Below are 26,300 nucleotides of genomic sequence, written 5' to 3' on the forward strand. Positions count from 1 at the left end.
AAAAATATTATGGGAAATTTTTTATCAAACGCATTTGCTGCTCAAAGTGAAAAAGCAATACAACAATGGGTAGACAGTTTTACATCTAAAGAATTGCTCAAACAAATTGAGAATAATGAACGTCAAGGTATAGATATGACAGTTTATCGCGAAGCGCTTAATGCCAAAATCGCCGCCGAAAAAAAACTCGAACAGGATAGTAGGGATGCTATTGACTTCAGTAAATTAGACGCATACAAAAACGCTCGCAGTGCAGAATTTATAGACCGTGTTGCCAAATGCAACGGTGTATCGGATAAAAGTAAGTTAGAACCGGAAAATGCGCATTTGGTTTACGGCAGAGTTGTACAGGCACATTCTAACTTATTCAAACCTGCTGTAGACGATCACAACTATGCTATGGTTGTTGTTTTTGCCCGCGATGAAGCGCATCGTTACGACGAAGAATGGCTTGCGCAAACAGTAGAACGCATATCGGAAATGAAAGACCGCGTAATCAATGCCGAGGAGGATATATTAGATAAAATATGTCGTATTTTTAATTTGGGAGATAGTGGGCTTATAGCCAATTTTTTAGAATCTAGAAAGCTTAAAGCAATTCCGGAAGATTGCAGAAAATTTATTAAAAATCTGTGTAATGAGAAAAGTACTTTCTGCTTCCCTCTTGGTGAAAGTTTGAGTGGCGGGGCTGATGCTTGGTGTGCCACGAATACTATCATTAATAGGAAAGAGGAGTTGCCATTGTCTTATATTCCTTACAATAGAATCATTCCGTTTTTGTCTGGTCAACCCAAAGCGGGTGGTGGCGATAGTCTATTGGCTGCATGGAAAAAGGAGTCTGGCTTGCAAAATATTCCGGCGGTTTTCTATACGAAATAAATAATCAGGAAACATCTCTCTTGAAAATTGTTTTGAAACAATCTTCATAGCAGGAATCATTCCGGCTTCCAATAAGGCGTTTTAAGCGAGTCTTATTGAGGAGCCGGATTGTTTTTATCTAAAAAACAAAATCGGATCTAAAAAAAATGAACTAAAAGAGATCAAGGATGTTGAAATATTAATAGAAAAACGTATATAGGATGTAATATTTTAATAATTTTGCCTCTTTAGATATAAAGAGGAATAGATAATCTTTCAAAAACGGGCAAGCCCGCGAAGCCTTTCAAAAAGGGTAAGTAACAATAATAAGTAGCAATAAAAACAAAAGAGAATATGAAAAGATCAGTAAGTTTGATTATTTCCGTGTTGATTTGCGGAGTTTTTTTTATGACAGGATGTGATAAACAAGAACCAAATCTAGAAGGAGTTGAAAACATTATCGGTTGCTGGGTGGCAAATCCGGAGTCTGAATATGATGCTGATTCACAAAAATTAATTCTCTCTTATCAAAAAGTTAAAACCCTACCAACAGATTCACCAAGTGTCAAGTTTTTAAGTGACGGTACGTTGATAGAACGCAAAAACGCCAGCTGGTGCGGTACCCCGCCTATTACGTATGGCGATTTCTCTGGTAGTTGGAAGATAGAAAATGATAATGATATAAAAATAGATGTGACCTATTGGGGTGGTTCGGAACAAAAGACATGGAAAATAATTAATATCACGGGCAATACAATGAAAGTAGAAATAAATATTGGAGACATTCAATACAATTGACATACAGCCCTTGGGTTATCATATTATATAGGTCTGTTGAATTTTAACCTAAATCTAAAGTAATCGCCGGAATTTCAATCCATAGGCAATCGGGATAATTCATTTTCAGATAGTTTGTAAGGTACTGCTTCGTATCGTCACTGATGATATCGTCTTGGATGTTGTATGTATTATAGGCAACGGCATAAACAGGGATATGATTAAAACGGCAGATATCCAGAGTCAATAATGTATGGTTTATGCTTCCTAGACGAGGGGTAGTGACAATGATTACAGGCAGTTTTTGTTGTTTGATATAATCGAGAGTCGTGTAATCTTCATTTATAGGCACCCTGATACCACCGGCTCCCTCTATAAGGACTAAATCATAGGCTTGTTCAAGAGCGGCCGTTGCTGCACTTATTTTATTCAGATCGATAACTGTATTATCAATCCGTGCGGCCAGGTGCGGAGAGGCGGGGTAGCTTAAAACGACAGGTTGGGTTAGTGTTTGTTTATCTTCTGGCAATAAAGGTATATTCATAATCTTCCGGTGCACTTCTATATCCTCCGAAATTCCGGTATTACCGGTTTGAATAAACTTCTGTGTAATTACTTTTTTATTTTGGGCAGTAAACAGGTTGGCAATATATCCTGTGGCATAACTTTTCCCGATATGGGTATCTATTCCTGTGATAAATATTGATTTTCCGACATTCATCTTTCTTTCTTTTTTAGAGTTAAATAAATAGGGTGATAAGTTAATCGGACACCATCTCCATGCGAATACAAGGATTTGTATGTGTCTGTAAAATGTTGCATTTCGGAACGCGTACGCAGTACCCCTTTGCTGGCTGCATTCACTCCGGTATCACGCAGATGTTTCAGGATATCCGAAGGGGAATTAAACGGAAGGAGTATTTCTTCTTCCGAGATATCCATTATTTCGAAATGAACAGAAAATATATTCTTCAACGCATGAACCGTGGGATAGTGAAGTCCCGTATGCGTTATTTCCTTTATTTCTTTCAGGTTATTACAGCCAAAGGTAGAAAGGAACATATAACCTTTAGTTGAAAGGCTTTCTGCAGCCTTCCTTGCAAAAAGGGGAAGATCGGTGAACCATTGTATAACAGAAGAGGAGACGATAAGGTCTGTCTCTTCGGGATAGTCGATCTGTTGCGCATCTCCCGGCAGAAAGGAATAATCTGTCTGCTCGAAAACGGCAGGAAGTAAGGAGGCCACCTTCTCATTCATATCGTTGACAAAATAACGAGCCGCAGGATAAGAAAGAAGAAGTTTTTTGGTTAACAAGCCCGTACCGCACCCTATTTCAAACAGACTGTCGGGGGGATAGGGATAAACAGCCAAAAGGATACGGTGTAGTTTTTCGGCTATTTCTTTCTGGGCATACGCATTCTTGTCATACGTAGCCATGCTTTTCTCAAACTTATGTCTTATCAGCTTCGTATTCATAGAATATACTCTTTGATTATAGCGGAGAAATCGGTGTAATGCTCCCCTTCTTTCCGAATGGCTTTCTCTCCCCAGGCATGTAACATATTGTCGGCAGGGAATATCTTGTCATTGGAAGAGACGATGGCGGCATCCCATAGCAATCCTTTGCCCTGTTCTCTGGTGGAAAGGAGTTGAAGAGCCTTCAGCTCTGATAATTGACTTTCAATATCTCGCATCGGCAACTTTTCTTTGATCTCCTGGAAGTTTGTAGCCCCTCCGGCGATTCGCAGGTAGAATTTGTTTTTACTTTTTTCACTGAAAGAGTGTATCGTCGCCTTGAATATGTTTTCCGGAATACCCTTTTCATCGTTTATAGGAGTAGTAGTGCCATTCACTGCTACCGCTTTTTGAACCGGTTGCAGGTATTGCGCATACATATTCGCAATAAAAACTCCGTACGACCATGCCAGTACCTTTACTTCCGGATAGTCCTGTGTAAAAACAAACTGCAAAGGGTCAATTTGTGAATAGTCACAAACCGAAACGCAATCGTATCCCGGCAGATCTATATCGGAAAAGATTCTACTGTCGAATCCCCAACCATTGAATAATAGCAGTAGCTTTGTATTGTTTTCTTTCTTATGCCAATAAACTGTCATATACATTATTTATTTGTTCGACAGACATAGCCGCGGTAAGCGAGAAACGTATCCTGGCACTACCGGCAGGAACGGAGGGATAACGAACCGGCATAGCCCATATACCGCGGGATTGTAATTTTTCCGCCCATTGGCTACAACTTTTGTTCTCACCTATAACTAACGGGATGATATGCGTATTTCCCAAGACATCGAAACCTTCCAGTTTTGTCCGGAAATAAGTCGCAATCCTGTTCAGGTGCTCCCGTTCCTGCTGCATAGCTGTTATTTTCTCTATAATAAAATGAGTCCATAGAATATTTATCGGAGGGGTAGCCGTGGTAAATATCAAAGTACGTGATTTATTAATAAGCCACTTCTTTATTTCTTCTCCGCATACGACAAATGCCCCTTCAGAGGCAGCCGCCTTTCCCAATGTACAGACCGTATATTCGACGTCTTGGATAAACCCTTTATTGTACACACAGCCCAGCCCTTTATTCCCGACAACACCAAAGGCATGTGCCTCATCTATATATAATTTCGCATTGTATTTCTTTTTCAGGAAAATGAGTTTATCCAGGTCTGCCGTATCTCCGTCCATGCTGAAAATACTTTCTGTGACTATATAGATCGTATTGTATTTCTCCGAATTGTTCTTCAACAGGTGTTCGAGGTGCTCGTAATCGTTATGTTTATAACGTTTCAATTCACACGCACACAATTTGACCCCATCGATTATGCTTGCATGTATCAATTTGTCTGCAAGAATGAGATCCCCTTTTTCGGTGATTGCAGGTAATATGCCCACATTGGCGTGATAGCCCGAATTATAAAGCAGACATTCTTTTCCATAGAGCGTCTGCAGATAATGTTCCAAGGCTTCGGTGCAAGGAGAATTACCTGTCAACAGGCGCGAGGAGAGTGCCCCCAGGATAAATTCATTTCCGTCAAGAGTATTCAAAAACTCCTGTTGCAGTTCCGGATGAGCTGAAATGCCCAAATAATCATTGGATGATAGATTGAGGTATTCTCTGTCTTTATATGTCAGAAAAACACCTTTTTGCAACAGAGGTTTCAACTCTCTTAAAAGTCCTTTTTCTTCCAGTTCATTTAGTTTCTGTTGCATATTCTTTCAAGGTATGGAGTATTCCTTTTGTAAGTATGGACAGTTCCTCCTCCGAGCTAATGTAAGGAGGCATTGTATAGATTAGTTTACCAAACGGACGAAGCCATACTTCGTTTTTAAGAAACAAAGGAGTTATCTTCTTCAGGTCTATATTTTCTTTGGTCTCAATGACACCGATTGCACCCATCACCCTCACGTCCGAGACGATCTCTAAATCACGTGCCTCTGCCAGTCCGCGAGCCAGTTGTTTTTCGATGGAGGCTACTTTGACAAAAGCGGCATCCTCTCTGACAAGAGCCACACTTTCGTTGGCTACCGCACAAGCAAGCGGATTGGCCATAAAGGTGGGACCATGCATAAACACATGGGGATTGCGGGAAGAGATCACCTCGGCAACATGGGCCGTAGTCAATGTGGCCGCCAAAGTCATATAACCTCCTGTCAACGCTTTTCCCACACACATAATATCCGGGGTGATAGCCGCTTTCTCACAGGCAAACATCGTTCCTGTACGTCCGAAACCGGTAGCGATCTCATCTGCAATAAACAGGATGTCATACGTATCACAGAGTTGTCGCAATCGCTTCAGATACTCCGGATGATAAAAGCGCATTCCTCCTGTCCCTTGCACAATAGGCTCTATAATAAAGGCAGCAATCTCGTTGTGATACTTTTGGAATATATCCGAAATACTCTCTATGCCTTCGTCGTTCCATTCGTCCTGAAAAAGGATATGCGGCTTATCCGCAAAATACTGTATGGGCAACCGGTTACTGAAAATGGAGTGCATACCTGTCACCGGATCACAGACCGACATCGTATTCCAGGTATCTCCATGATAACCCGAACGTACGGTAGCAAACTTGCATTTGTCGGGCATTCCTTTGGCATAAAAATACTGCAAAGCCATTTTCATCGCCACTTCTACGGATACAGAACCTGAATCGGCAAAAAACACATGTTGTATCTCCTCCGGAGTAATTTCAATAAGCTGCTTAGCAAGCGTGATTGCCGGTTCATGGGTTAGGCCGCCAAACATCACATGGCTCATCTTCTCCCATTGCCGGCGCATGGCATCGTTCAACCGGGAATGGTTGTATCCATGAATAACCGACCACCAGGACGACATACCGTCAATGACTTGCCGTCCATCCGCCAAATGAAGATATACCCCTTCAGCCGATTCCACCAGGGTACAAGGAAGGGGGTCTTTAGCCGAAGTATACGGGTGCCATAGATGTTTTCTGTCAAAATCCAGTAACTCTTTCTGTTTTTCAGCATTCATATCCAAGTTCTTTAAATTGTTTGAAATCTTCTTCGACGCTTGAGCCTACCGTTGTCAGCATATCGCCTACCAGAGAAGCACTCACTCCGCATTTCAAGGCTTTATCCTGTATATGTTTGATCGAAACTCTTCCTCCGGCAAAACGGATATCGGCTTGGGGATTCAGAATACGAAACATCGCATAGGTCGTCAGTATTTCTTCGTCTGACAGAGGAGAGGCCGCTTCAAGCGGAGTTCCTGGTATCGGTTGCAGTATATTTAAAGGGATAGAATCGACGTTAAGTTTCTGTAACAGGATCGCCAATTCGATCCGTTGTTCTGCACTTTCTCCCATTCCTATTATGCCACCCGAGCAGATTTGCATCCCTGCCTCACGGGCTGCCTGAATGGTTTTTATCTTATCTTCTATCGTATGGGTGGTACAGAGAGTGGCAAAATACGACGGTGCCGTCTCCATATTACAATGGTAGCGGCGCACACCTGCATCATAAAGTTGTTGTAATTCCTCCTTTTCCAATAAACCTAAAGAAGAACAAAAACCAAGGCCTTGTACATCCTGCTGAAGCGCTCTGAATATGGAGGTCAGTTTTTGTAGGTCATATGGGCTTGTCTTTCTTCCACTTGTCACCAGGGAAAACATATGCACCCCTGCCTTTTGCGCAACCATAGCCTCTTTTAAAACGTCACCATAATCGACCAGTTTGTATACAGGCGATTCGGTCCTATGGAATTTAGACTGTGCACACCATTTGCAGTTTTCGGAACAAGCTCCCGATTTGGCATTCATTATCATACAGGTTGATAATCTTTGTTTATGGAAATGCTTCCGGAGGGAATCCGCCAAACTGCAAATGGCTTCATGAGGCATGGTATACATCATATCCAATGCTTCTTCATAAGTCAACCGGTAGCCATTTATAATCTTGTCTTTCATAAAAAATGTTTTAAAAAAAAGCCGGTACCTGAAACATACAGTTCAGATACCGGCATACTATATCCTGTTCCACTTTCAAGTGGAAAATTAAAATCGTTCGTTATTATACAAGGTTCGCTTACTTGTTCGATAAGAAAGTCCGAAAGAGAAGCAAGGCATTCTTCCTCCGGATCATCCCCTCCAGGAAGTAAAAGCAATCCGGCAAGTGATACCGGCGATATAAGGTTATCCGTAGACCCCGCCTTCAATAGCGCCAATTTGGTCATGTCGGCCTTGATGCGTAGAATATGCACCACCGTATGCAGACTACGGAAAACAGCCCATGGCTTGTTACTCCATCTTCCGAACCAAACAGCGCGTTTCTGCTTCAAGCTTCTTTTCATGGGGGCAAAAGTAGTGATTATTTTCGGTAGCTGAAAGTGAAAAAATCAGTACCCACTGGAATTTTCTGCCTTATTGGTTCGGTACTTTTCAAAAAAATGCGGGATAATTCTACTGTTGATAGCTATCGTCAGTAGTAACGATAGCTATCATCAGTAGTAACGATAGTTATCATCAGTACTGACGATAGCTATGGGCAGTAGAATAATACCCATTTTAACCGGTTGTTTATATGCTTATTTGTCGAAAGAATCTTATTTTTGTCTATCTAAACAATTCAATCATGAAACCCATTCAAACAGGTATAGCCTCTTATGGCATGTCAGGCTCCGTTTTTCATGCTCCTTTTCTGGATATTCATCCGATGTTCGAGTTGCACACAATCGTTGAACGCAGTAAGGATAATGCCTCCAAGCGGTATCCGGATGTCAATATAGTCCGTTCGTTTGACGAATTAATAAACAATCCGGATATACGTCTGGTGGTGGTTAATACTCCGGATGTCACTCATTATGAATATGCCAAAAAAGCCCTGTTGGCAGGCAAGGATGTGGTGGTAGAAAAACCTTTTGTTTTTGATGTGAACGAAGGCTATGAATTGATCTCTCTGGCCGAGGAGAAAAAACGCATGCTGGCTGTTTATCAGAACAGACGTTGGGACGGTGACTTTCTGACAATAAAGAAGGTGATCGAAACCGGAGCTTTAGGACGTGTCGTTGAATTTCATTCTGCCTACCAACGTTATCGGAATGTAGTGATGGAGGGAACCTGGAAAGAGAAAGCCGACAAACGGGTGGGATTAACCTACAACCTGGGCTCTCATATGATTGATCAGGCCGTTGTTTTATTTGGTATGCCAACAGCCGTATATGCCGATATCGATATATTGCGTGATGGGGGAGAGGTAGATGATTATTATAATATCCAACTGATTTACCCCCATGTGAAAGTATCCTTACGGGCGGGTTATCTGATACGGGAGGAGACACCTCGTTATTATGTAAACGGCACATCCGGCTCGTTTGTTAAATATGGACTGGATCCACAAGAAGAATTATTAAAAACAGGGGTTTCTCCTTCCGGACCGGAATGGGGAAAAGAAAAAGAATCGGAATGGGGGATCTTAAATACGGATATATCCGGATTGCATTACCGAGGGAAGGTCGAAACGATTCCCGGCAATTACGCCGCCTTTTACGACGATATCTACAAAGCTCTCAGTACAGGCGTTAAGCCACTTACTGATGCCAGTCATGTCTTATCTGTAATCCGCATTATCGAAGCGGCATTCAAAAGTAAGGAAAGTAAACAGATCATGTATTTATGACAAACACATGATCTGCTTGGGGGAGTATCTTTAACGGGATGTTTTGCCTTTTTTCCTTTCTGGTGGACGTTGTTTGGCGGATGCTTTCACCTTGGATACTTTGGATTTACCTATGCGCGGTCCCGTACTCTCTTTTTTCTTTTTGGCCAGGGAGGGCGTTTTGTCGGTTTCTGTTCTCTCTGTGAAAGCACGTTTGGTATGATTTGTACTCGTCTTTTTAGGTAATTGGGCGACACTATTGGCTTTGCGATAGTCTGTTTTTATGTCATGTTCACGCAAGGCTTTGTTCATCGCCTTGTCACTAGAAACTGCCCTTTTTGTTTGAGGATCTGATTGGGATTTTTCCAATAAGTCAAACAGACCTTCCAACTCCGTAAGCGTAAGGTTTCGCCAATTGCCTTGTCCTAAGTTTCCTAACTGAATGTTCATGATCTGGATACGTTCCAGTTTAAGCACTTCGTAATTGAAATAGGCACACATACGGCGAATCTGACGGTTCAAGCCTTGAACCAGTGAAATCCGGAAAGTGTACTGATTGATTTCTTCTATTTCGCACCGGCGGGTTACCCGGTCGAGGATAGGTACCCCTTTGGACATCCGGTTCAGGAAATCTTTCGTTATAGGCCTGTTTACTTTTACCAGGTATTCTTTTTTGTGATTATTCCCGGCGCGAAGTATTTTGTTGACAATATCCCCGTCATTGGTCAATATGATCAAACCTTGTGAATCTTTATCCAAACGTCCGATAGGGAATATACGTTGTTCATGGCTGATATAATCAATGATATTATCTTTTTCCTGGGGATCAGTAGTGCTGACCACGCCTACGGGTTTATTAAAAATAATATACACCGGTTCTATTTCATTTTTGATAATTTCCCCATGCACCCTAACTGTTTGTCCGGGTAAAACACGCATACCAATCGTTGCCCGTTTTCCATCAAGGGTCACATGCCCTTCTTCTATAAGCCGATCCGCTTCCCTGCGGGAACAAAAACCGGAACCACTAATATATTTATTAAGCCTATACTCCATTCTATACTTTTTTCTGCGTTCTATTTTTTGAGCATAACAACAGCCTGTCGCCTCTGCTCCTTTGTGTAAAGAAAGAACAAAAGTACGAATTGTTTTTGATTCTCCACTTTCAATTTCCTGCTGCCTTCTCTATCCGTATACGAGCATCTACGGCAAAAAGGCCCCTGTCGGTAGACAATAAAGGATTAATATCCATTTCTTTTATTTCTTTCGCGAAACGAAGTAATGTGGAAAGACGCACAATGATATCAGCATATTGTTGTTCGTCTACCCCTTTCTGACCACGCGTACCTTTTATTATGGCATACCCGCGAAGTGCACGGATCATAGAGAATGTTTCTTCATAAGAAAGGGGTGCCAAACCATAAGACACATCCTTTAATACTTCCACAAAGATTCCTCCTAAACCACATAGGACAACATGCCCGAATCGTTCTTCATAGGTAGCTCCCAGGAAAAGCTCTTGTCCTTTCAACATCGGTTGCACGAGAATACCCGTTACTTCCGGCAGATTCATCATTCTTTCAATCTCAAGCAATAGATGTTCTTCGCCACGTATATTCAAAGAGACTCCTCCTATATCACTTTTGTGTACCGGACCGACCACCTTGGCTACGACAGGATATCCTACCTTTTTAGCAAAGGCTAATAATGCCTCTTTATTATCTGAGGCCAGTTCTTCCACCAACGGTATATTGGCAGCTCCTAATAAGGTGCGTACCTGATCTGGATTCAGGTATCCGCTATCCGGTAGGCTGTCAATGATCCGACGTACCTCCGGCACGTTTACACCGTATAAATGAATATCGGTACCCGCTGGTTTGGGTGTATTGATAACCCGTGACAAGGCGGTACCCAAGGTTACTTCATCCGAAAAGTTTACATGGCCTTTCTTTACAAAACTCTTTGTTTCAGGACCTGCTGTCACAATAGAAGGCAAGACGGGGAATATGGGTTTCTTACATTCTTCCATTTTTTTATGTAAGACTTCATAGGCATCATATACTTTTACCAATCCCGGGTTACCGAAAATGACCATCATCATATCGATTTCCTCAAACTTATTTTCACAGAAATCAATAGCAGTAGCCAAATGCTCTGGAGTTCCTGTACCGACAATATCAATAGGATTACCCACGGCTGCCCCCGGATATAATTTCCCCTTTAACTCCTTTGCCAATTCACCTTCCAGAGGAGGTACGTTCAGATGTCCCTTGGATAAAGCATCCGCTAACATCACTGCAGGTCCTCCGGCGTGTGTGATGATGGCACAGTTCTTTCCTTTCACCTCTTTCAAGGTAAAGATACTCGCCACCGTTGTCAATTCTTCCCGACTGAAACAGCGCACAATTCCGGCTTTACGGAAAAGAGCCTCTACGGCCGAGTCGGAATTGGCTATCGCCCCGGTATGGGAAGAGGCGGCCCGTTTGCCGGACTCCGTACTTCCAGCCTTGATTGCCGCAATCCGACATCCTTTACGAATCAATGAAGAGGCATGAAAAAGTAATTTGTCCGGATTTTTTATTTGTTCGATATATAACATTTTGATCTTGGAATCCAGGACCGGATCAAATGTTTTATCCATATATTCAAGTACATCCTCCACACCGATTTGCTTCGAATTGCCCACTGTCCATACGGAAGAAAAACGTAACCCTTTGGTTAACGCTGACTCCATAATGAAAAGAGCCGTTCCTCCCGAGCTGGATATGAAATCAACTCCTTCGGAATGGAACTCCGGAACAGGCCGGGTAAATACTCCGTGATAATGCGTGTTCATCACCCCGATGCAATTAGGGCCTATCAACGAGGCACCTGCTTCGTTTACTGTTTGCAGGATCTGATCTTCCAACACACCACCTTCTTGGGTTTCTTCACCAAAACCGGCAGAGACAAGGATAAATGCTTTTACCTTTTTCTGATTGGCCAATACCTCTATCACCTCCGGACAGGAGGGCGCCGGAATGGCTATAATGGCTAAATCGGCTTCAGGGACTTCGTAAACCGAAGGATAGGATTTCACCCCTTGTACGTCTGTTTCTTTCGCGTTTACAGCATACAAGATTCCTTTATATTTACCATCCAATAAGTTTCGCATCAGTCGCCCACCGGGTTTATGCACATTATTGGAAGCCCCCACAACAATTATACTCTGTGGATTTATCAATTCCTGGTTAATCATAGCAATATGTTTGTTTTTATAGTCAGTTAGGGGAGCAAATATAAAAGAATTATCCAAAAAACAGCTATAACGGGCGGGAAATGTTTACATTTTGCTTAATTTGAGGGTGTGCTTCATCTGAGAGTTTATAAGTAAAAGGATTCCTTTTCATTCAGTTTTTTACTCCTATAAACACTTTGGCTTTATCTTCTAAGAATGTGATATTATTGTCTGATAAAATGAAAAATCGAATGATAAGAAAAAGAATATAGTATGGATACCGTGTTTACCGAATAACAACATCATTTATCACCTGGGCACCTGCGTGATCATTCAGACTTTTGATTAAACGTTCCCGGGAAAGAACCAATTCATTGCGCAAGACGGAAGAAGAAAGAGACACATAAAGAATACGGTTTTTTACATATATATTACGGGTATATTGCATCACCATCGGACCTAAGACTTCTGCCCATGCCTGTTCAACACGCGTCTCGAATATCTTTTCACGTAAAACCTGATTCTCTTCAAAAAAGTCCCGGATTACTTCTCCTATTGTCTGCGCATTTTTACGCTTCATATGTATCGCTTTTTAAAGGTTGTACTTCCCCTTGCTCTACTTTAAATAAAGCATAGTCATGATGCATAGCGGCCAGGATCTCATCCAGGTATTTCCGGTTGGTGTCCGTAATAAATATTTGCCCAAAACCACTCTCACTTACTAATTTGATGATCTGTTCCACCCGGTCGGCATCCAGTTTGTCGAATATATCATCTAATAATAAGATCGGAGTCGTTGTTCCTCTCTCGGCAAGAAAGGCATATTGTGCCAGCTTCAGAGCTATCAGATAGGTTTTGTTCTGCCCCTGAGACCCTACGCGGCGAATCAGGCTGTGACTCAATGTCATCTCCAACTCGTCTTTATGAATACCGACAGAGGTATAGCCCAGGATACGATCCCGTTCCCGGTTCGCAGCCAACTGATCGGACAAGTCTGTGTTTGCCAGTGGAGAAAGATAGCTAAGTCCTACCTCTTCCGTGGAACGACAGATTGTTTGATAATAAGAATTAAAGATAGGGATAAGCTCTTCAACCAGTTGTTTTCGTTTTTCATAGACCTGACAGCCATACCGATGCAGCTGCATTTCCAACACCTCATAAAGCGAAGTGTCCAATGATTGATTTTTCAATAGGGTATTGCGCTGCAACAAGGCTTTATTATATTGTATAAGGGCATGCAGGTAATTTTTGTCCTGTTGGGAGATTATCAAATCGAGAAAACGCCGCCGCTCTTCACTTCCTCCCTGAATAAGACTGGCATCAGCCGGTGAGACCATCACCAAAGGTAATAAGCCGATATGCTCGGAGAGTTTATCGTATTCTTTTTTATTCCTCTTGAACTGCTTACGTTGCCGCGGACGGATAGCACAAAAGATCTCTTCCATTCTCTCTTCATATTGATACAGTCCTTGTATCACACACACATCCTGTTCCTTATGGACAATCTGGCTATCAGACGTATGCAGATGGCTTTTACAAAAAGAAAGATAATAGATCACATCCAATAGATTGGTTTTCCCCATTCCATTATTGCCAAAGAAGCAATTCATCTTGGGAGAAAAAGTCACTTCCGATTGAAGAATATTCTTATAATTGAGAATAGAGAGCTTATTCAGTATCATCTGCACCGTATTAATCGTACAAAATTAAAAAATATACTTCGTAAGTGTAGTTTATTCCGTAAAAAAAACTACTTTTGCGCTTTGAATCGCCACAGGCATTCCCAAGAACAAAGAAAAATTAAATAAATAACTATAAAAGACTTATGGCTACTAATAAAACGAAAGGGACCCACAAAGAGTTGGAAGTTGGAGAAATCGTTTCCAGATCAGAACATTTTATTGAAAATCACTCTAAGAAAATAATTTATGGCATCCTGGCTATTGCAGTTGTTATTGCAATTTTCATGGGGGTTAAACAAGGGTATTTGGCTCCACGCGAAAGCAAAGCCACAGCAGCTTTGTTCAAAGGGGAACAATATTTTGCCAAAGATTCATTTGCTTTAGCATTAAATGGTAATGGTGCCGATTACGAAGGGTTTGAAGCGATTATCAATCAATACGGAAATACAAAATCGGGCAATTTGGCTAAAGCTTATGCTGGTATCTGTCATTTCAGAATGGGTGAATACGAACAAGCATTGAAAAACCTGAAAGGATTCAGTGGCAAAGATGAGATGATCTCTCCTTCTGTTACCGGTCTGATCGGCGATTGTTATGTGAACATGGGACAAGTGAAAGAAGGTGTCTCTTATTTTGAAAAAGCAGCGAATCAGGCTAAAAACGATATCATCAGCCCTGCTTATTTAATGAAAGCGGGTACTGCTTACGAAAGCTTGAAACAATACAAAGATGCAGTAAAAGTATATACTGCTATCAAAGAAAAATACACTACATCAGCTGAAGCCGGAGATATTGACAAATATATTACACGTGCCAGCGAATTAGCTAAGTAAGAAATTCAATCATTACGATAATAATAAGGAGGATGTCTCGATCAGGGCATCCTTTTTTTAAATCAAAAAATTATGGCAACAGCTTATCAAAACTTATCAGAGTATGATTTCAACAGTATACCGGATGCTTCAGAAATGAATATCGGTATTGTTGTAGCTGAATGGAACAAAGCTATAACAGAAAAACTATTGGAAGGAGCCTGCAACACGTTAGAAAAACATGGTGTAAAACAAAATAACATCGTTATTGGCCGGGTGCCGGGAAGCGTAGAGTTAACCTTTGGAGCAAAATGCCTGGCTGAAAATAAAGAATTAAATGCAGTGATACTATTAGGATGCGTTGTTCGTGGCGATACACCTCATTTTGATTACGTTTGTGATAGCGTGACTTTAGGGGTTACGGAACTAAATCTGATGTATGACATTCCGTTCATTTTCGGGCTGTTAACTACCGAAAATATGCAGCAGGCAGAAGACCGTGCCGGAGGTAAATACGGTAATAAAGGAGATGAATCTGCAATTACTGCAATAAAAATGATCGATTTTTCTTGCAAATTACAAAATTAACACTACCTTTGCACTGCGTTTGAGAAAAACAAACATGGGGGCAGTTACCAGAGTGGCCAAATGGGGCTGACTGTAACTCAGCTGTCTTTCGACTTCGGTGGTTCGAATCCATCACTGCCCACACGAGCAAATAGGCTCGCTCAAATTGATAATTATTTTTTGCGTAAGCAAAACATGCGGAAGTAGCTCAGTTGATAGAGCATTAGCCTTCCAAGCTGAGGGTCGCGGGTTTGAGCCCCGTCTTCCGCTCTCAAAAAGAGGATTACGAAAGTAATCCTCTTTTTTTATATTTTTCAAAAATGCAACTCTCTGAGAAATGTGGGCGCATTTTGCAAAACTTACTCAAAAGAAAAACCGCTAAACGTTTTATAATTAAACGAATAGCGGTTTGGCATTGAGGTTCCTGGCGGATTCGAACCGCCGTAGACGGTTTTGCAGACCGGTGCCTAGCCACTCGGCCAAGGAACCCTAAGGGAATTACTTCCCGGTTTTGCGAGTGCAAAGAAAGGGAATTATTTTTGTTTAAGCAAATGTTTGGGCGCTTTTTTATATGGATAGTGAAGGTGGGGCGCAAAGTAACATGAAAGTCTTGTGTGGACGATGATGATGTAATAGAGAAGTGACGGAGTTGTAGGAATGGCGGAAAATGGTTTACTTTGTTTCCTGTATTAAAATAAAAAGGACTATGACATTTAAAGAATTGGATATACCTGGTGTGTGGTTGATTGAACCGAAGGTGTTTAAGGATGGGCGAGGGTATTTCATGGAGTCTTTTAAGCAGAAAGATTTTGAAGAAAATATAGGAGTGGTGAATTTTGTGCAGGAAAATGAATCTTTTTCCAGTCAGCATGTATTACGTGGGTTACATTATCAGTTAGCACCTTACGCCCAAGCTAAATTGGTTCGGGTTATAGAAGGAGAGGTATTGGATGTGGCCGTAGATGTACGTATTGATTCTCCTACATTTGGGAAATATGTAGCAGTACTTCTTTCCGGAGAGAACAAAAAACAATTATTTGTGCCACGCGGTTTTGCTCATGGATTTAAGGTGATGAGTGCCACCGCTCTTTTTCAATATAAGGTAGATAATCTCTATAAACCGGAGTATGAAGCCGGCGTATTATATAATGATCCTGCCATAGGTATTGATTGGAGAATTGCCGATGAATCTGCTATGTTATTATCTGATAAAGATAAAGTCTTGCCTCTTTTAAGTGCAGCAAAGTTGAATATTCGTTATACAAAATAAATAGAATTAATGATGAAAACATATTTGGTTACCGGTGCAGCAGGTTTTATTGGGGCTAATTTTGTCAAATATATGCTGGAGACCTATTCTGATGTGAAAATAGTCCTGTTGGATTTATTAACCTATGCAGGTAATCTGGGAACGATAGCAAATGATATTGACGGAGAACGTTGTGTTTTTGTTAAAGGGGATATTTGCGATCGTTCATTGGCTAATGAACTGTTTGAAAAATATGCATTTGATTATGTAGTTAATTTTGCAGCAGAAAGCCATGTGGACCGTAGCATTGAAAATCCACAATTATTCCTCACAACCAATATATTGGGAACACAAAATCTGTTGGATGCTGCCCGGCAAGCCTGGGTGACAGGGAAAGACAGTACAGGTTACCCTATTTGGAGGGAAGGCGTACGGTTTCATCAGGTCTCTACAGATGAAGTGTATGGTAGTTTGGGCAATGAGGGATATTTTTATGAAGATACCCCTTTGGATCCACGCAGTCCCTATAGTGCATCCAAAGCCAGTGCCGATTTGTTTGTGAAAGCCTATTTTGATACCTATAAAATGCCGGTTACCCTTACCCGTTGTTCCAATAATTATGGTCCATATCATTTTCCGGAAAAATTGATACCGTTGATTATCAAAAATATCCTGGAAGGTAAATCTTTGCCGGTTTATGGGGATGGTTCCAATGTACGTGATTGGTTGTATGTAGAAGACCATTGTAAAGCGATCGACCTTGTTGTGAGACGAGGAAGAGTCGGAGAGGTTTATAATGTTGGTGGGCATAATGAAAAACAAAATATTGAAATTGTACGACTGACTATTCAAACCATTCACCGGATTATGCATGAAGAGCCTCGCTACCGGGAGGTGTTAAAGAAAAAAGAACGTTCCTCAGACGGTTCCATTTCTATCGACTGGATCAATGAGAGTTTGATCACCTTTGTCAAGGATCGCCTCGGACATGACCAACGTTATGCCATTGATCCGACAAAGATAAATACCGAATTAGGTTGGACGCCGGAGACTTCTTTTGAAACAGGCATTGTGCAAACGATCTATTGGTACCTCAATAATCAGGAGTGGGTAGAAGAGATAACCGGAGGTGATTATATGAAGTACTATGAACAAATGTATAGTGAAAGAAGTTTATAATTGAAACACATTTAATTCTAACAAATAAATAAGAAAAAGATGAAACTTACAGAATTGACTTACAAGATTTTTTTAGCTTTCTTTTTGTTGACACTCGTTATTTTACCAGCTTGTAGTGACGACGATGATTCGGGCAATATGGATGGAAATATTGTTGGTAAATGGACCATTCATAAGGTAACCGACATAAGTACCGATAATACTGTTTTAAACCTGACTTTACCCGTTGTTTTTTCTCAACAAGGTATTGAGATAACAAGTAGTACATATACCTTTGATGCCGACAATATGGCTCACTTTTATATACCGATAAAAGACAAATCCCCTGTACAATATGCACCGGCATATGCATATGAAAACAATCAACTGGCCTTCCGGTTCGATGAGATCCTGCCGATCCCGTTCAATGCATTTGATGTATTGACGCTTTCCGATAAGCGCCTGGAGTTAAGAGCTACTATTTCAGCAGAGTCGTTAAAAATATTGTTGGAATTGATAAAATTAGAAGATCCTACAATAGGGGCTACTGTTGAAAGTTTATTGGCCGATAGTCTTAAAAAAGGTTTGACAATAACGCTCAATCTGAGTCGGGTAGAAGCATAATATCCGAAAGAAATCTAAATCTCTCCAAACGATCCTTTATTAGATAGCGCAATATTTTATTTTTGTTACCTTTGCGTGTTTAAATACACAAAGGTGATTCGAGTAAAATGGCTTCAAAAGTAAAAAAGATTATTTTTATTTCAGCATGGACTTTATATGCTGCTCTTTTAATCATAGTAGCGCTAATCTTTGTCGCTATTTCTAAAGGATCGATTGGATATATGCCTCCGGTGGAACAGCTGGAGAATCCTATTGATAAATATGCCTCCCAAATCATTTCAGTCGATGGAAAGACCTTAGGCAGTTTTGGCTTAAGCATGGATAACCGTATCCGCGTGAATTATGAAGACCTTTCACCGGATCTGGTAAATGCCTTGATTGCGACTGAGGATATTCGTTTTTCACAACATAGTGGAATTGATGTAATCGGTTTGTTTCGGGCTATAGTAAAGCGTGGTATCCTGTTTCAAAAGAGTGGTGGAGGAGGCAGCACCATCACCCAGCAATTGGCAAAACAGCTGTATTCTCCGAATGCAGATAATTTCATTGAACGTATTTTTCAGAAACCGATTGAATGGGTTATAGCCGTTCAATTGGAACGTTTTTATACCAAAGAAGAGATTATCAATCTGTATCTGAACAAATTTGATTTTCTCTATAATGCCGTTGGTATTCAATCGGCTTCGCGTGTTTATTTTGGAAAGACTCCCCAAAGTCTGAAAATAGAAGAAGCAGCCACTTTGGTTGGCATGTGTAAGAATCCTTCTTTATACAATCCGGTGCGTCATAATGAGCGTACGCGCGGCAGAAGAAATGTGGTGTTCGAACAAATGTATAAAGCGGATTATCTATCGCGTGCAACGTGTGACTCCTTGAAAGCCTTGCCTCTTACTGTACATTTCACCCGTATGGATCATAAAGACGGCTTGGCTCCTTATTACCGCGAATACCTTCGTATGGCCCTTACCGCAAAGAAACCTGTTCGAAGTAAATATGCATCCTGGCAGGCTCAGAAATTTAAAGAAGACTCTCTCGCTTGGGAAACAAATCCTCTATATGGATGGTGTAATAAAAATAAGAAAAGCGACGGCGACTATTACAATATCTATACAGATGGACTGAAGATTTATTCTACCATAGACTCGCGTATGCAGCAATATGCTGAAGAAGCAGTACGTGAACATATCGGAGGAGATCTTCAACCTCTGTTTACCAAAGAAAAGAAAGGACGTACCTATGCTCCTTTTTCAAAAGACCTACGTTTGGGTCAAGTGGATACCATATTGATGCGTGCCATGCATCAGACAGACCGTTATCGTGCCCTGAAGAAAGAAGGACTCAAAGAAGAAGCGATCCGGGAAGAGTTCAAGAAGCCGGTCGATATGCGTGTGTTCAGTTGGAAAGGACCTATAGATACAATCATGTCACCTTGGGACTCCATTCGTTACCATAAGAGTTTTTTGCGTACGGCGTTTATGTCAATGGATACCCGTACAGGGCATGTGAAGGCCTATGTGGGAGGTATTGACTATAATTATTTTCAATATGATATGGTGAATGGAGGACGTCGTCAGATTGGCTCTACCATAAAACCTTATCTTTATTCATTGGCTATGATTGAAGGTATTAGTCCCTGTGAACGGATGTTACATGTAAAACAAAGTTTGCGGGATGAGAATGGCAAGCTTTGGGAACCTCAGAATTCAAGTCCTAAGAATGTCGGAGAGATGGTTACTATTCAATGGGGGTTGCAGAATTCCTCAAACTGGGTGACCGCTTATCTGATAAATAAATTATCTCCTTATACATTTGTCCGCTTATTGCATTCCTTTGGGCTCAATAACCAAATGGATCCGGTTGTCGCCATAGCTCTTGGGACACCAGACGTGTCGGTAGGAGAGATGGTAACCGGTTATTCAACCTTTGCCAATAACGGCATACGGGTCGATCCGCTTTATGTCACCCGCATAGAAGATTCCTATGGAAACACAATTGCCTCTTTCTCTACACAAATGAACGAAGTCTTGACGGAAGATGCCTCTTATAAGATGCTTCATATGTTGAAAGGAGTTGTCGATCAGGGTACCGGAACACGTATCCGTTTTCGGTATGGTATAAAAGCCGAAATGGGCGGAAAAACAGGAACAACGCAGAACAACTCGGATGGTTGGTTTATGGCTTTCACGCCAAGCCTTGTCGCCGGCTGCTGGGTAGGAGGAGAGGATCGTTCCATTCATTTCGATCGGCTGACCGAAGGGCAGGGAGCCAGTATGGCCTTGCCGGTTTATGGTCTGTTCATGCAAAAGGTATATGCAGACAAGACCTTGGGTTATTCTGAAGAGGAGACATTTATCATACCTCCTCAATACGCGGATCCCTGCGAAGAGTCTTCTCCTGAAAACCATGAAGGGACTACTACCGGAGCCATGGGGATAGACCGAATGTTTGAATAAAAACAATACGTAGGAAAAATAAAAAAAGAAGCTGTCCATCAGCCTCCTCAACAGAGAACAGAGGAGAATATAGTAAATGTGAAAACTAAATAATTGAATGTATTTATGAAAAAGATTTTAGGTCTGTTTTTTCTGGCAGCCGCTTTTGCCTGCACAGAGAGTAAAAATGTCGAGATTACGGTAAACAATCCGCTCGAAATGAATCGGGAGAACGAAGTCGTAGAACTGTCACCGGATGCATTATCTTCCATCCAGGCGAAATATGGCGATCAGTTTCTTATCACAGATGCGAAAGGTACGGAAATAGCCTACCAGCTTACTTATGATAATAAGTTGATTTTCCCTGTTTCTGTAGGAGCTAAAAGTAGTACGGTTTATACCGTGGTATCAGGTACTCCGAAAGCTTATTCAACTATAAGCTGTGGCAAATTCTATCCGGAACGGGTAGATGATATTGCCTGGGAAAATGATCGTGTCGCATTCCGTACTTACGGACCAGCCTTGCAGGCAACAGGAGAACGGGCTTTTGGATATGATATATGGACGAAAAGTGTATCCCATCCGGTAGTAGAAGCTCGTTATCATAAGGAGTTGAATCCTGAAACACGGGCAAAGATCGCGGAATTGCGGAAGACAGATCCGAAAGCTGCCCGCGAATTGGCCAATTCGGTTTCTTACCACTTCGATCACGGGGATGGACTGGATTATTATTCTGTTGGCCCGACATTGGGAGGAGGGACATCTGCTTTGATGACAGACGATTCGATTGTTTATCCCTATTGTTATAAAACCTATGAGATCCTGGACAATGGTCCTTTGCGCTTTACTGTAAAATTGGTTTATAATCCGCTTACGGTCAAAGAGAATGACAATGTTATTGAAACCCGTTTGTTGTCTCTGGATGCTGGCACTCAACTGAATAAGGTTGTTCTCAACTATGAGAATCTGACAGAAACAACTCCTATTGCAACCGGTATTGTCATACATGAACCCAGTGATGTATACCAGGCTGATGCAACGAAAGGATATATTGCTTATGCCGATCCTATCCATCCGGAAAATGGCCAGATCTATGCAGGAGCAGTAGTGCCTCAGATACAAACATTGAAAGAAGCCAAGGCTGTTTATTTCTCAGAGGAAGAGAAGAAAGACCGTAAAGCCAATGGCCATGTTTTGGCAATCAGCGATTACACCCCCGGTAATGCATACACCTACTACTTCGGAGGTGGATGGAGTAAGTGGGGATTTGCTACACCGGAAGACTGGTTTGTCTATATGCAGACTGCTGCCGAAAAGATTAACAACCCGTTGACAGTGACAATTCAATAAGAAAGTTCAGAAATACAAGATCCCAAAGAGGGTGAAATCATTCGGTGATTTCACCCTCTTTTTTTGGCGGATTCAATGATAGACAATAGGGGGGAACTCTTCTTCGATTGCAGTGAAGAGCTTCAGACGGCTTGCTGTTTTTATAAAAAACGGGGGAGGTATTTTAGTGTTGATAGCTATCGTCAGTAGTAACGATAGCTATCATCAGTAGTAACGATAGTNATAGTTATCATCAGTACTGACGATAGCTATCAACAGTAGAATTATCCTGCAAAAATAGCGGTATACTCCTTGGGGAATAGGGCTTTTAGAAGGATATTTTCATCATGAAGCGAAGGCCTCTCTTTTGAATGCCCGGATTATCCAGGTAGGAAAGACGCCAAACATAGTCCAAACGAATGAATTTGAAGATATTTTCCAATCCTACCCCCACTTCCATATAAGGCTTGCTGCCCATCAGGAAAGATCCTTCGGGAAAGGCATACAGTCCTTCTCTTTCAGAAGCCAGGAAAGGGTTGTTCTTATCTGTCAGATTGCCATATAAACCGCGGAAGGTGAATACTTCGCGCCATTGTAGTTTCTTTAACAACGGGATACGGTTCAATAAGGCCCCTCCCATGAAATAGGTCATTTCCCAGGAAGCATACTCGTCATTGATAAACTCCATCGCGTTCATATTGGTATAGGATTCCGGATAAATGGAGTAGGAGAGGTTGGCATTTGGCAATATCAATAAGGGGTATGGAGCTTTGTCCCAAACCTTACCTGCTTTAAGAATAATATCTGTATAACCAAAAGGGGTTAGCCAAAAGCGCTTTTGCAGTCCTACGTCTGTCCGGTTGTAGGTAAATGAGGAACCCATAAATCCTTTCTGGGCAGTCACATGGCTCAGGGTAATAACCGGATAATCCAGGGTTATGGGGTAGCGGTAATTACGTGTCTGATAGAATTTTTCTTTGGGTGCATAGCGGAAACGGAACTCCATTTCTGTCATTGTATATGAATGAAGCGGAGTTAATTCACCGTCGGCCCCGATGCGGTCGAAGGCGGAATACTCTGTTGAGAATTCTTTTTTATTCCGGATCACTGCTCCATAGCCTAGTCCGTTATGGTGTTCCCGGTAGTAGGTAAGCTCTGCATTTCTTAAGTAAGTAGCCCGTGTGTCTTTTTGTCGTTTCCAGGCAAGGAAGATATTGTCTTTGTTGGTGTACATATATTGTTGTCCCAACTGGTTTACATCATAGCTCATTTCTGCCCGGATGGAGTGAACGGGGAACTCTTTACGGAATTCTTTTTTGTCGATAAACGAATATTCGGCAATTGCGTCGTATTTGATTTTTTCGTCTTTGGTACCATAAGCGACGTAACCGTCCAGAAACAATCGCTTGCTGAAGTTAGTCGTCGTCGTTCCCCCTACGCGGAAGCGAGCCCCTTCGATATTGTTGGGGCTGATGAATGTATTTACCGGTCCGATCTCAAACTTACTTTTGGAGGGATCCGTATGGGTTTGTATATACCCATTGACAAAAACAGAGACCACTTTTTCTGTTATCTTGAAAAGAGGAACATCCCGAAACATAGCCATCAATTTCTCGACGCTGTTTCCATTCTTAGACGAGACTTCCGGTGGGCGCATCTCTTCCCAGAATTCTTTAGGCTGTTTGTAGGCAAGGTCGGCTGTAATAACCGGTGAGCTGTTCTGAAAAATAGCCTGGTTGTCCGGTGGTGAAAAATCCTGGTTGTTATAGATCAGGGTGCGTCGTGCGAGTATGCCCTTTCTTTTTTCCGTCAGTTTCAGGTCTACCAGGATATCATCTTTGGTAATGATACGCGTTCCATCTTCTTTGCGATCGAAATGTTGATTGATAGTCATCCTGTCTACAAAGTTGAGATTGATGTCTTTCGGTACATTCAACTGCAATTGTTTTATGAAATAGGTGGAATCCAGCGTGACGTATAAGTGTCCTGTAAAGCCATATCCTTCCGAATTAAAAGGAACAAAACCCAGGTCTACGCATTTCTCCCCCTGTATATCCAACGTGTCGAGCAGGTAATATTTGTAATAGTCCGGTCCGTAGCGGGCCAGCGGGCTCACAAAACGAAGCAGGAACAAAGGAATATCATTCTGAAAGATATCCACTTCACGGAATACCTCATCCAGAATGACCTGCATCCCTTCCGGCGAAAGAATCTCGTCTACTCCCGCTGCTTTTACACCTTGTATAAATCTTTTCTCGTTTTTCGGATTTTTCCGGTAATATACCGTCTCAATCTTTTCTTTTTCCACCAAAGGCAGTAATTGTCTGCCTACATCCAATGTGTCTATGAAGTCGATAAGGAAGTCGAACCGGCGTGCTTTCCCGTCTTCTCGTTTGGGTTTGGGTTGAAAATCATTTAACCCCATGATTATTTTTTCATACTGATCGTACCGGAAATAATCATGGTTACGTGGATCATTATCTTCCCTGCGGGCGATGATGTTGCGCACAAAGGTAACCGCCGGGTTTTCCTTTTTACTGTATTTCTCTTTGCCGGGTTTGATTACGACTTCCGACAAGGCAATAGTGGTGGGTGCCAACTGGATATGCAGGTTGTTGGTGCGTCCGACATTTACTTTTACCTCTTTTTCGGTGTATCCGAGATAAGAGACTTTGAGGGTACGCACACTCGTATGGGCGGAAAAGTCGAATTTTCCGTCTATATCTGTAGTAGTACCTATACTGGTTCCTGTAAATATAATTGATACGTAGGGCAGGAATTCTCCCGTCAGTGAATCTGTTACTACTCCTTTAATGACCGTATTTTGACCTTTAGCCAGGCAAACGATCCCTAAAAGAGTAAATAAAAAGACAATCTTTCTCCTCATTACTTGTTTTTCACACATTAAAAACCATCGCAAAGGTAGGTTGTTTATTTTAATTTCAATGTTCCAAAATACATGCATTACCGTCTTTTTAGCAACAAAGAATCCTTTTTATGCCGAATCGGATGAAATCCTTATCCTTTCTTTTCGCTAGTCGGGCAAGGACAAGAGAAGGTATACCTGTTGAATATCGGGTAACGAAAAGCCTGTTGTTTTTGGCTGTTGGCATCAAATAGTTTTATATTTGCAGGGTGAAAGAGGGAATAGGGAAGGTTGCGCCGCGTATTTTTTGACAAAGAGATAAATGAATAAGAATTGACAATATATGGCACTTATAAATGAACACTATCTGAAATTGCAAAGTAATTATTTGTTTTCAGATATCGTTAAAAAAGTAAATAGCTTTAAGGTGACACACCCCAAGGAACGGATTATCCGCATGGGGATTGGGGATGTAACACAACCTTTGGCACCAGCCGTTATTGAAGCGATGTCTAAAGCGGTGCAAGATCTGTCGACGAAGGATCATTTTCATGGATATGGCCCTGAACCGGGTTATCCGTTCCTGATCGAAGCCATTATTAAAAACGACTATGCCAGCCGAGGCATATATATTGAACCGGGAGAAGTCTTTGTGAGCGACGGAACCAAATGTGATACTGCGAATATAGGGGATATTCTCCGGCATGACAATAGCATAGGCGTGACCGATCCTGTCTATCCGGCTTATATCGATTCGAATGTGATGGCCGGACGTACCGGAGTGTTGGAGGAGGGAAAGTGGAGCGATGTCGTTTATATACCCTGTACGGAGGAAAATAATTTCGTCCCGGAATTACCCCAAAGACGTATTGATATACTGTATCTTTGTTACCCCAATAACCCTACGGGCACAACGCTAAACAAACAGGAATTAAAGAAATGGGTGAATTATGCTTTGGCAAACGATGTTTTGATAATGTACGATGCAGCCTATGAAGCCTACATACAAGAACCGGATATACCTCATTCCATTTACGAGATTAAGGGAGCCAAAAAAGTGGCGATAGAGTTTCGCAGTTTTTCCAAGACAGCGGGATTTACAGGAGTTCGTTGTGGGTATACGATTGTACCCAAAGAATTGAAAGGCTTCACCTTATCCGGTGAGTCTGCCTCTTTAAATAAATTATGGCATCGTCGCCAGACGACCAAATTCAACGGGGCCAGCTATATCACTCAGCGTGGTGCTGAAGCGACCTATACACCGGAAGGGAAGGAACAGGTGCGAAAGACAATCGACTATTATATGACGAACGCGAAGATCATGAAAGAGGGATTGGAGGAATGTGGTCTGCGGGTATATGGAGGTGTGAATGCGCCTTATCTGTGGTTGAAGACACCCGACCGCCTTTCTTCCTGGAAGTTCTTTGACAAACTACTTTATGAAGTGAGTATAGTCGGAACACCGGGTGTGGGCTTTGGGCCGAGTGGGGAAGGATTTCTTCGCCTTACCGCCTTTGGGGATCGGGATGATATGTTGGAAGCTATATTCAGATTAAAGAAGTGGTTAAAATAAAAGTTTATCTAAGGACAAAAGAAAA

The 26,300-nt window shown here is 41.7% G+C and carries 23 protein-coding genes and 3 tRNA genes; 13 read left to right on the forward strand and 13 right to left on the reverse strand.

Annotation, left to right across the window (positions count from 1 at the left end):
* The first annotated feature begins 9 nt into the window (after positions 1–9).
* Positions 10–879, forward strand: coding sequence for a hypothetical protein (locus D0T51_RS03160; RefSeq protein ID WP_163725056.1), 870 nt, complete (start codon positions 10–12; stop codon positions 877–879).
* Positions 880–1,212: 333 nt separating this feature from the next.
* Complete coding sequence (locus D0T51_RS03165; protein ID WP_163725059.1) at positions 1,213–1,656, forward strand: lipocalin family protein; 444 nt, start codon at positions 1,213–1,215, stop codon at positions 1,654–1,656.
* Positions 1,657–1,699: 43 nt separating this feature from the next.
* Here the strand turns inward: D0T51_RS03165 and bioD are convergent, their stop codons facing one another.
* From bioD to D0T51_RS03200, 7 genes are read right to left on the reverse strand one after another with little or no spacing between them, the layout of a single operon-like run.
* Positions 1,700–2,356, reverse strand: coding sequence for a dethiobiotin synthase (bioD, locus tag D0T51_RS03170; RefSeq protein WP_163725060.1), 657 nt, complete (start codon positions 2,354–2,356; stop codon positions 1,700–1,702).
* A complete protein-coding gene (gene bioC / locus D0T51_RS03175) occupies positions 2,353–3,111 on the reverse strand; it encodes a malonyl-ACP O-methyltransferase BioC (RefSeq protein WP_163725064.1) in 759 nt (252 codons plus the stop codon). Before bioC ends, bioD begins: the two co-directional genes overlap by 4 nt.
* Positions 3,108–3,752, reverse strand: a complete 645-nt coding sequence (locus D0T51_RS03180) for a pimeloyl-ACP methyl esterase BioG family protein (RefSeq protein WP_163725067.1) — start codon at positions 3,750–3,752, stop codon at positions 3,108–3,110. Before D0T51_RS03180 ends, bioC begins: the two co-directional genes overlap by 4 nt.
* On the reverse strand, positions 3,733–4,860 hold the full coding sequence (locus tag D0T51_RS03185) for an 8-amino-7-oxononanoate synthase (RefSeq protein WP_163725070.1): 1,128 nt from the start codon (positions 4,858–4,860) through the stop codon (positions 3,733–3,735). Before D0T51_RS03185 ends, D0T51_RS03180 begins: the two co-directional genes overlap by 20 nt.
* Positions 4,841–6,145, reverse strand: a complete 1,305-nt coding sequence (bioA, locus tag D0T51_RS03190) for an adenosylmethionine--8-amino-7-oxononanoate transaminase (RefSeq protein WP_163725073.1) — start codon at positions 6,143–6,145, stop codon at positions 4,841–4,843. Before bioA ends, D0T51_RS03185 begins: the two co-directional genes overlap by 20 nt.
* Positions 6,135–7,079, reverse strand: coding sequence for a biotin synthase BioB (bioB, locus tag D0T51_RS03195; RefSeq protein WP_163725076.1), 945 nt, complete (start codon positions 7,077–7,079; stop codon positions 6,135–6,137). Before bioB ends, bioA begins: the two co-directional genes overlap by 11 nt.
* A complete protein-coding gene (locus D0T51_RS03200) occupies positions 7,076–7,450 on the reverse strand; it encodes a hypothetical protein (protein WP_203583307.1) in 375 nt (124 codons plus the stop codon). Before D0T51_RS03200 ends, bioB begins: the two co-directional genes overlap by 4 nt.
* A gap of 293 nt (positions 7,451–7,743) precedes the next feature.
* Here D0T51_RS03200 and D0T51_RS03205 point away from each other — a divergent pair, with 293 nt between their 5' ends.
* Positions 7,744–8,787: a Gfo/Idh/MocA family oxidoreductase gene (locus D0T51_RS03205; RefSeq protein WP_163725082.1), complete on the forward strand. Its 1,044-nt coding sequence runs from the start codon at positions 7,744–7,746 to the stop codon at positions 8,785–8,787.
* Between the two features lie 30 nt (positions 8,788–8,817).
* On the opposite strand, the gene rluF is transcribed toward D0T51_RS03205, so the two are convergent.
* The 4 genes from rluF to D0T51_RS03225 form a co-directional block, all read right to left on the reverse strand.
* Positions 8,818–9,822 (reverse strand): 23S rRNA pseudouridine(2604) synthase RluF, encoded by a 1,005-nt coding sequence (gene rluF / locus D0T51_RS03210; protein WP_163725085.1) that lies wholly within the window; start codon positions 9,820–9,822, stop codon positions 8,818–8,820.
* A gap of 109 nt (positions 9,823–9,931) precedes the next feature.
* Positions 9,932–12,004, reverse strand: coding sequence for an acetate--CoA ligase family protein (locus tag D0T51_RS03215; protein WP_163725089.1), 2,073 nt, complete (start codon positions 12,002–12,004; stop codon positions 9,932–9,934).
* Positions 12,005–12,269: 265 nt separating this feature from the next.
* Complete coding sequence (locus tag D0T51_RS03220; RefSeq protein WP_163725092.1) at positions 12,270–12,563, reverse strand: DUF721 domain-containing protein; 294 nt, start codon at positions 12,561–12,563, stop codon at positions 12,270–12,272.
* Positions 12,553–13,665, reverse strand: a complete 1,113-nt coding sequence (locus D0T51_RS03225) for a DNA replication/repair protein RecF (RefSeq protein WP_163725095.1) — start codon at positions 13,663–13,665, stop codon at positions 12,553–12,555. The genes D0T51_RS03220 and D0T51_RS03225 overlap by 11 nt, the downstream gene beginning before the upstream one ends.
* Before the next feature lie 143 nt (positions 13,666–13,808).
* On the opposite strand from D0T51_RS03225, the gene D0T51_RS03230 reads away from it, so the two are divergent.
* From D0T51_RS03230 to D0T51_RS03245, 4 genes are all read left to right on the forward strand, one after another.
* On the forward strand, positions 13,809–14,498 hold the full coding sequence (locus D0T51_RS03230; RefSeq protein WP_163725097.1) for a tol-pal system YbgF family protein: 690 nt from the start codon (positions 13,809–13,811) through the stop codon (positions 14,496–14,498).
* Between the two features lie 72 nt (positions 14,499–14,570).
* On the forward strand, positions 14,571–15,065 hold the full coding sequence (gene ribH, locus D0T51_RS03235) for a 6,7-dimethyl-8-ribityllumazine synthase (RefSeq protein ID WP_163725102.1): 495 nt from the start codon (positions 14,571–14,573) through the stop codon (positions 15,063–15,065).
* 38 nt (positions 15,066–15,103) lie between these two features.
* Positions 15,104–15,186, forward strand: a tRNA-Tyr gene (locus tag D0T51_RS03240).
* A gap of 55 nt (positions 15,187–15,241) precedes the next feature.
* A tRNA-Gly gene (locus D0T51_RS03245) sits at positions 15,242–15,314 on the forward strand.
* Positions 15,315–15,462: 148 nt separating this feature from the next.
* On the opposite strand, the gene D0T51_RS03250 is transcribed toward D0T51_RS03245, so the two are convergent.
* Positions 15,463–15,533: transfer RNA gene (locus D0T51_RS03250), tRNA-Cys, on the reverse strand.
* Positions 15,534–15,750: 217 nt separating this feature from the next.
* Here D0T51_RS03250 and rfbC point away from each other — a divergent pair.
* From rfbC to D0T51_RS03275, 5 genes are all read left to right on the forward strand, one after another.
* Complete coding sequence (rfbC, locus tag D0T51_RS03255) at positions 15,751–16,314, forward strand: dTDP-4-dehydrorhamnose 3,5-epimerase (protein WP_163725104.1); 564 nt, start codon at positions 15,751–15,753, stop codon at positions 16,312–16,314.
* A 12-nt stretch (positions 16,315–16,326) separates the two neighbouring features.
* Positions 16,327–17,472: a dTDP-glucose 4,6-dehydratase gene (rfbB, locus tag D0T51_RS03260; RefSeq protein WP_163725240.1), complete on the forward strand. Its 1,146-nt coding sequence runs from the start codon at positions 16,327–16,329 to the stop codon at positions 17,470–17,472.
* Positions 17,473–17,511: 39 nt separating this feature from the next.
* Entirely contained in the window at positions 17,512–18,075 is a 564-nt protein-coding gene (locus D0T51_RS03265) for a hypothetical protein (protein WP_163725107.1), read from the forward strand.
* 107 nt (positions 18,076–18,182) lie between these two features.
* Entirely contained in the window at positions 18,183–20,528 is a 2,346-nt protein-coding gene (locus D0T51_RS03270) for a transglycosylase domain-containing protein (protein ID WP_163725110.1), read from the forward strand.
* 105 nt (positions 20,529–20,633) lie between these two features.
* A complete protein-coding gene (locus D0T51_RS03275; protein WP_163725113.1) occupies positions 20,634–21,857 on the forward strand; it encodes a DUF4861 domain-containing protein in 1,224 nt (407 codons plus the stop codon).
* Between the two features lie 307 nt (positions 21,858–22,164).
* Here D0T51_RS03275 and D0T51_RS03280 read toward each other — a convergent pair whose 3' ends face one another.
* Positions 22,165–24,723, reverse strand: a complete 2,559-nt coding sequence (locus D0T51_RS03280; RefSeq protein WP_163725116.1) for a DUF5686 and carboxypeptidase-like regulatory domain-containing protein — start codon at positions 24,721–24,723, stop codon at positions 22,165–22,167.
* Positions 24,724–25,045: 322 nt separating this feature from the next.
* Between D0T51_RS03280 and D0T51_RS03285 the strand changes: the two genes are divergently transcribed.
* Positions 25,046–26,275: an LL-diaminopimelate aminotransferase gene (locus D0T51_RS03285; protein ID WP_163725119.1), complete on the forward strand. Its 1,230-nt coding sequence runs from the start codon at positions 25,046–25,048 to the stop codon at positions 26,273–26,275.
* Positions 26,276–26,300 lie beyond the last annotated feature (25 nt).

It is taken from the genome of Parabacteroides sp. 52 (assembly GCF_010500925.1).
Taxonomy (GTDB): Bacteria; Bacteroidota; Bacteroidia; order Bacteroidales; family Tannerellaceae; genus QVMG01.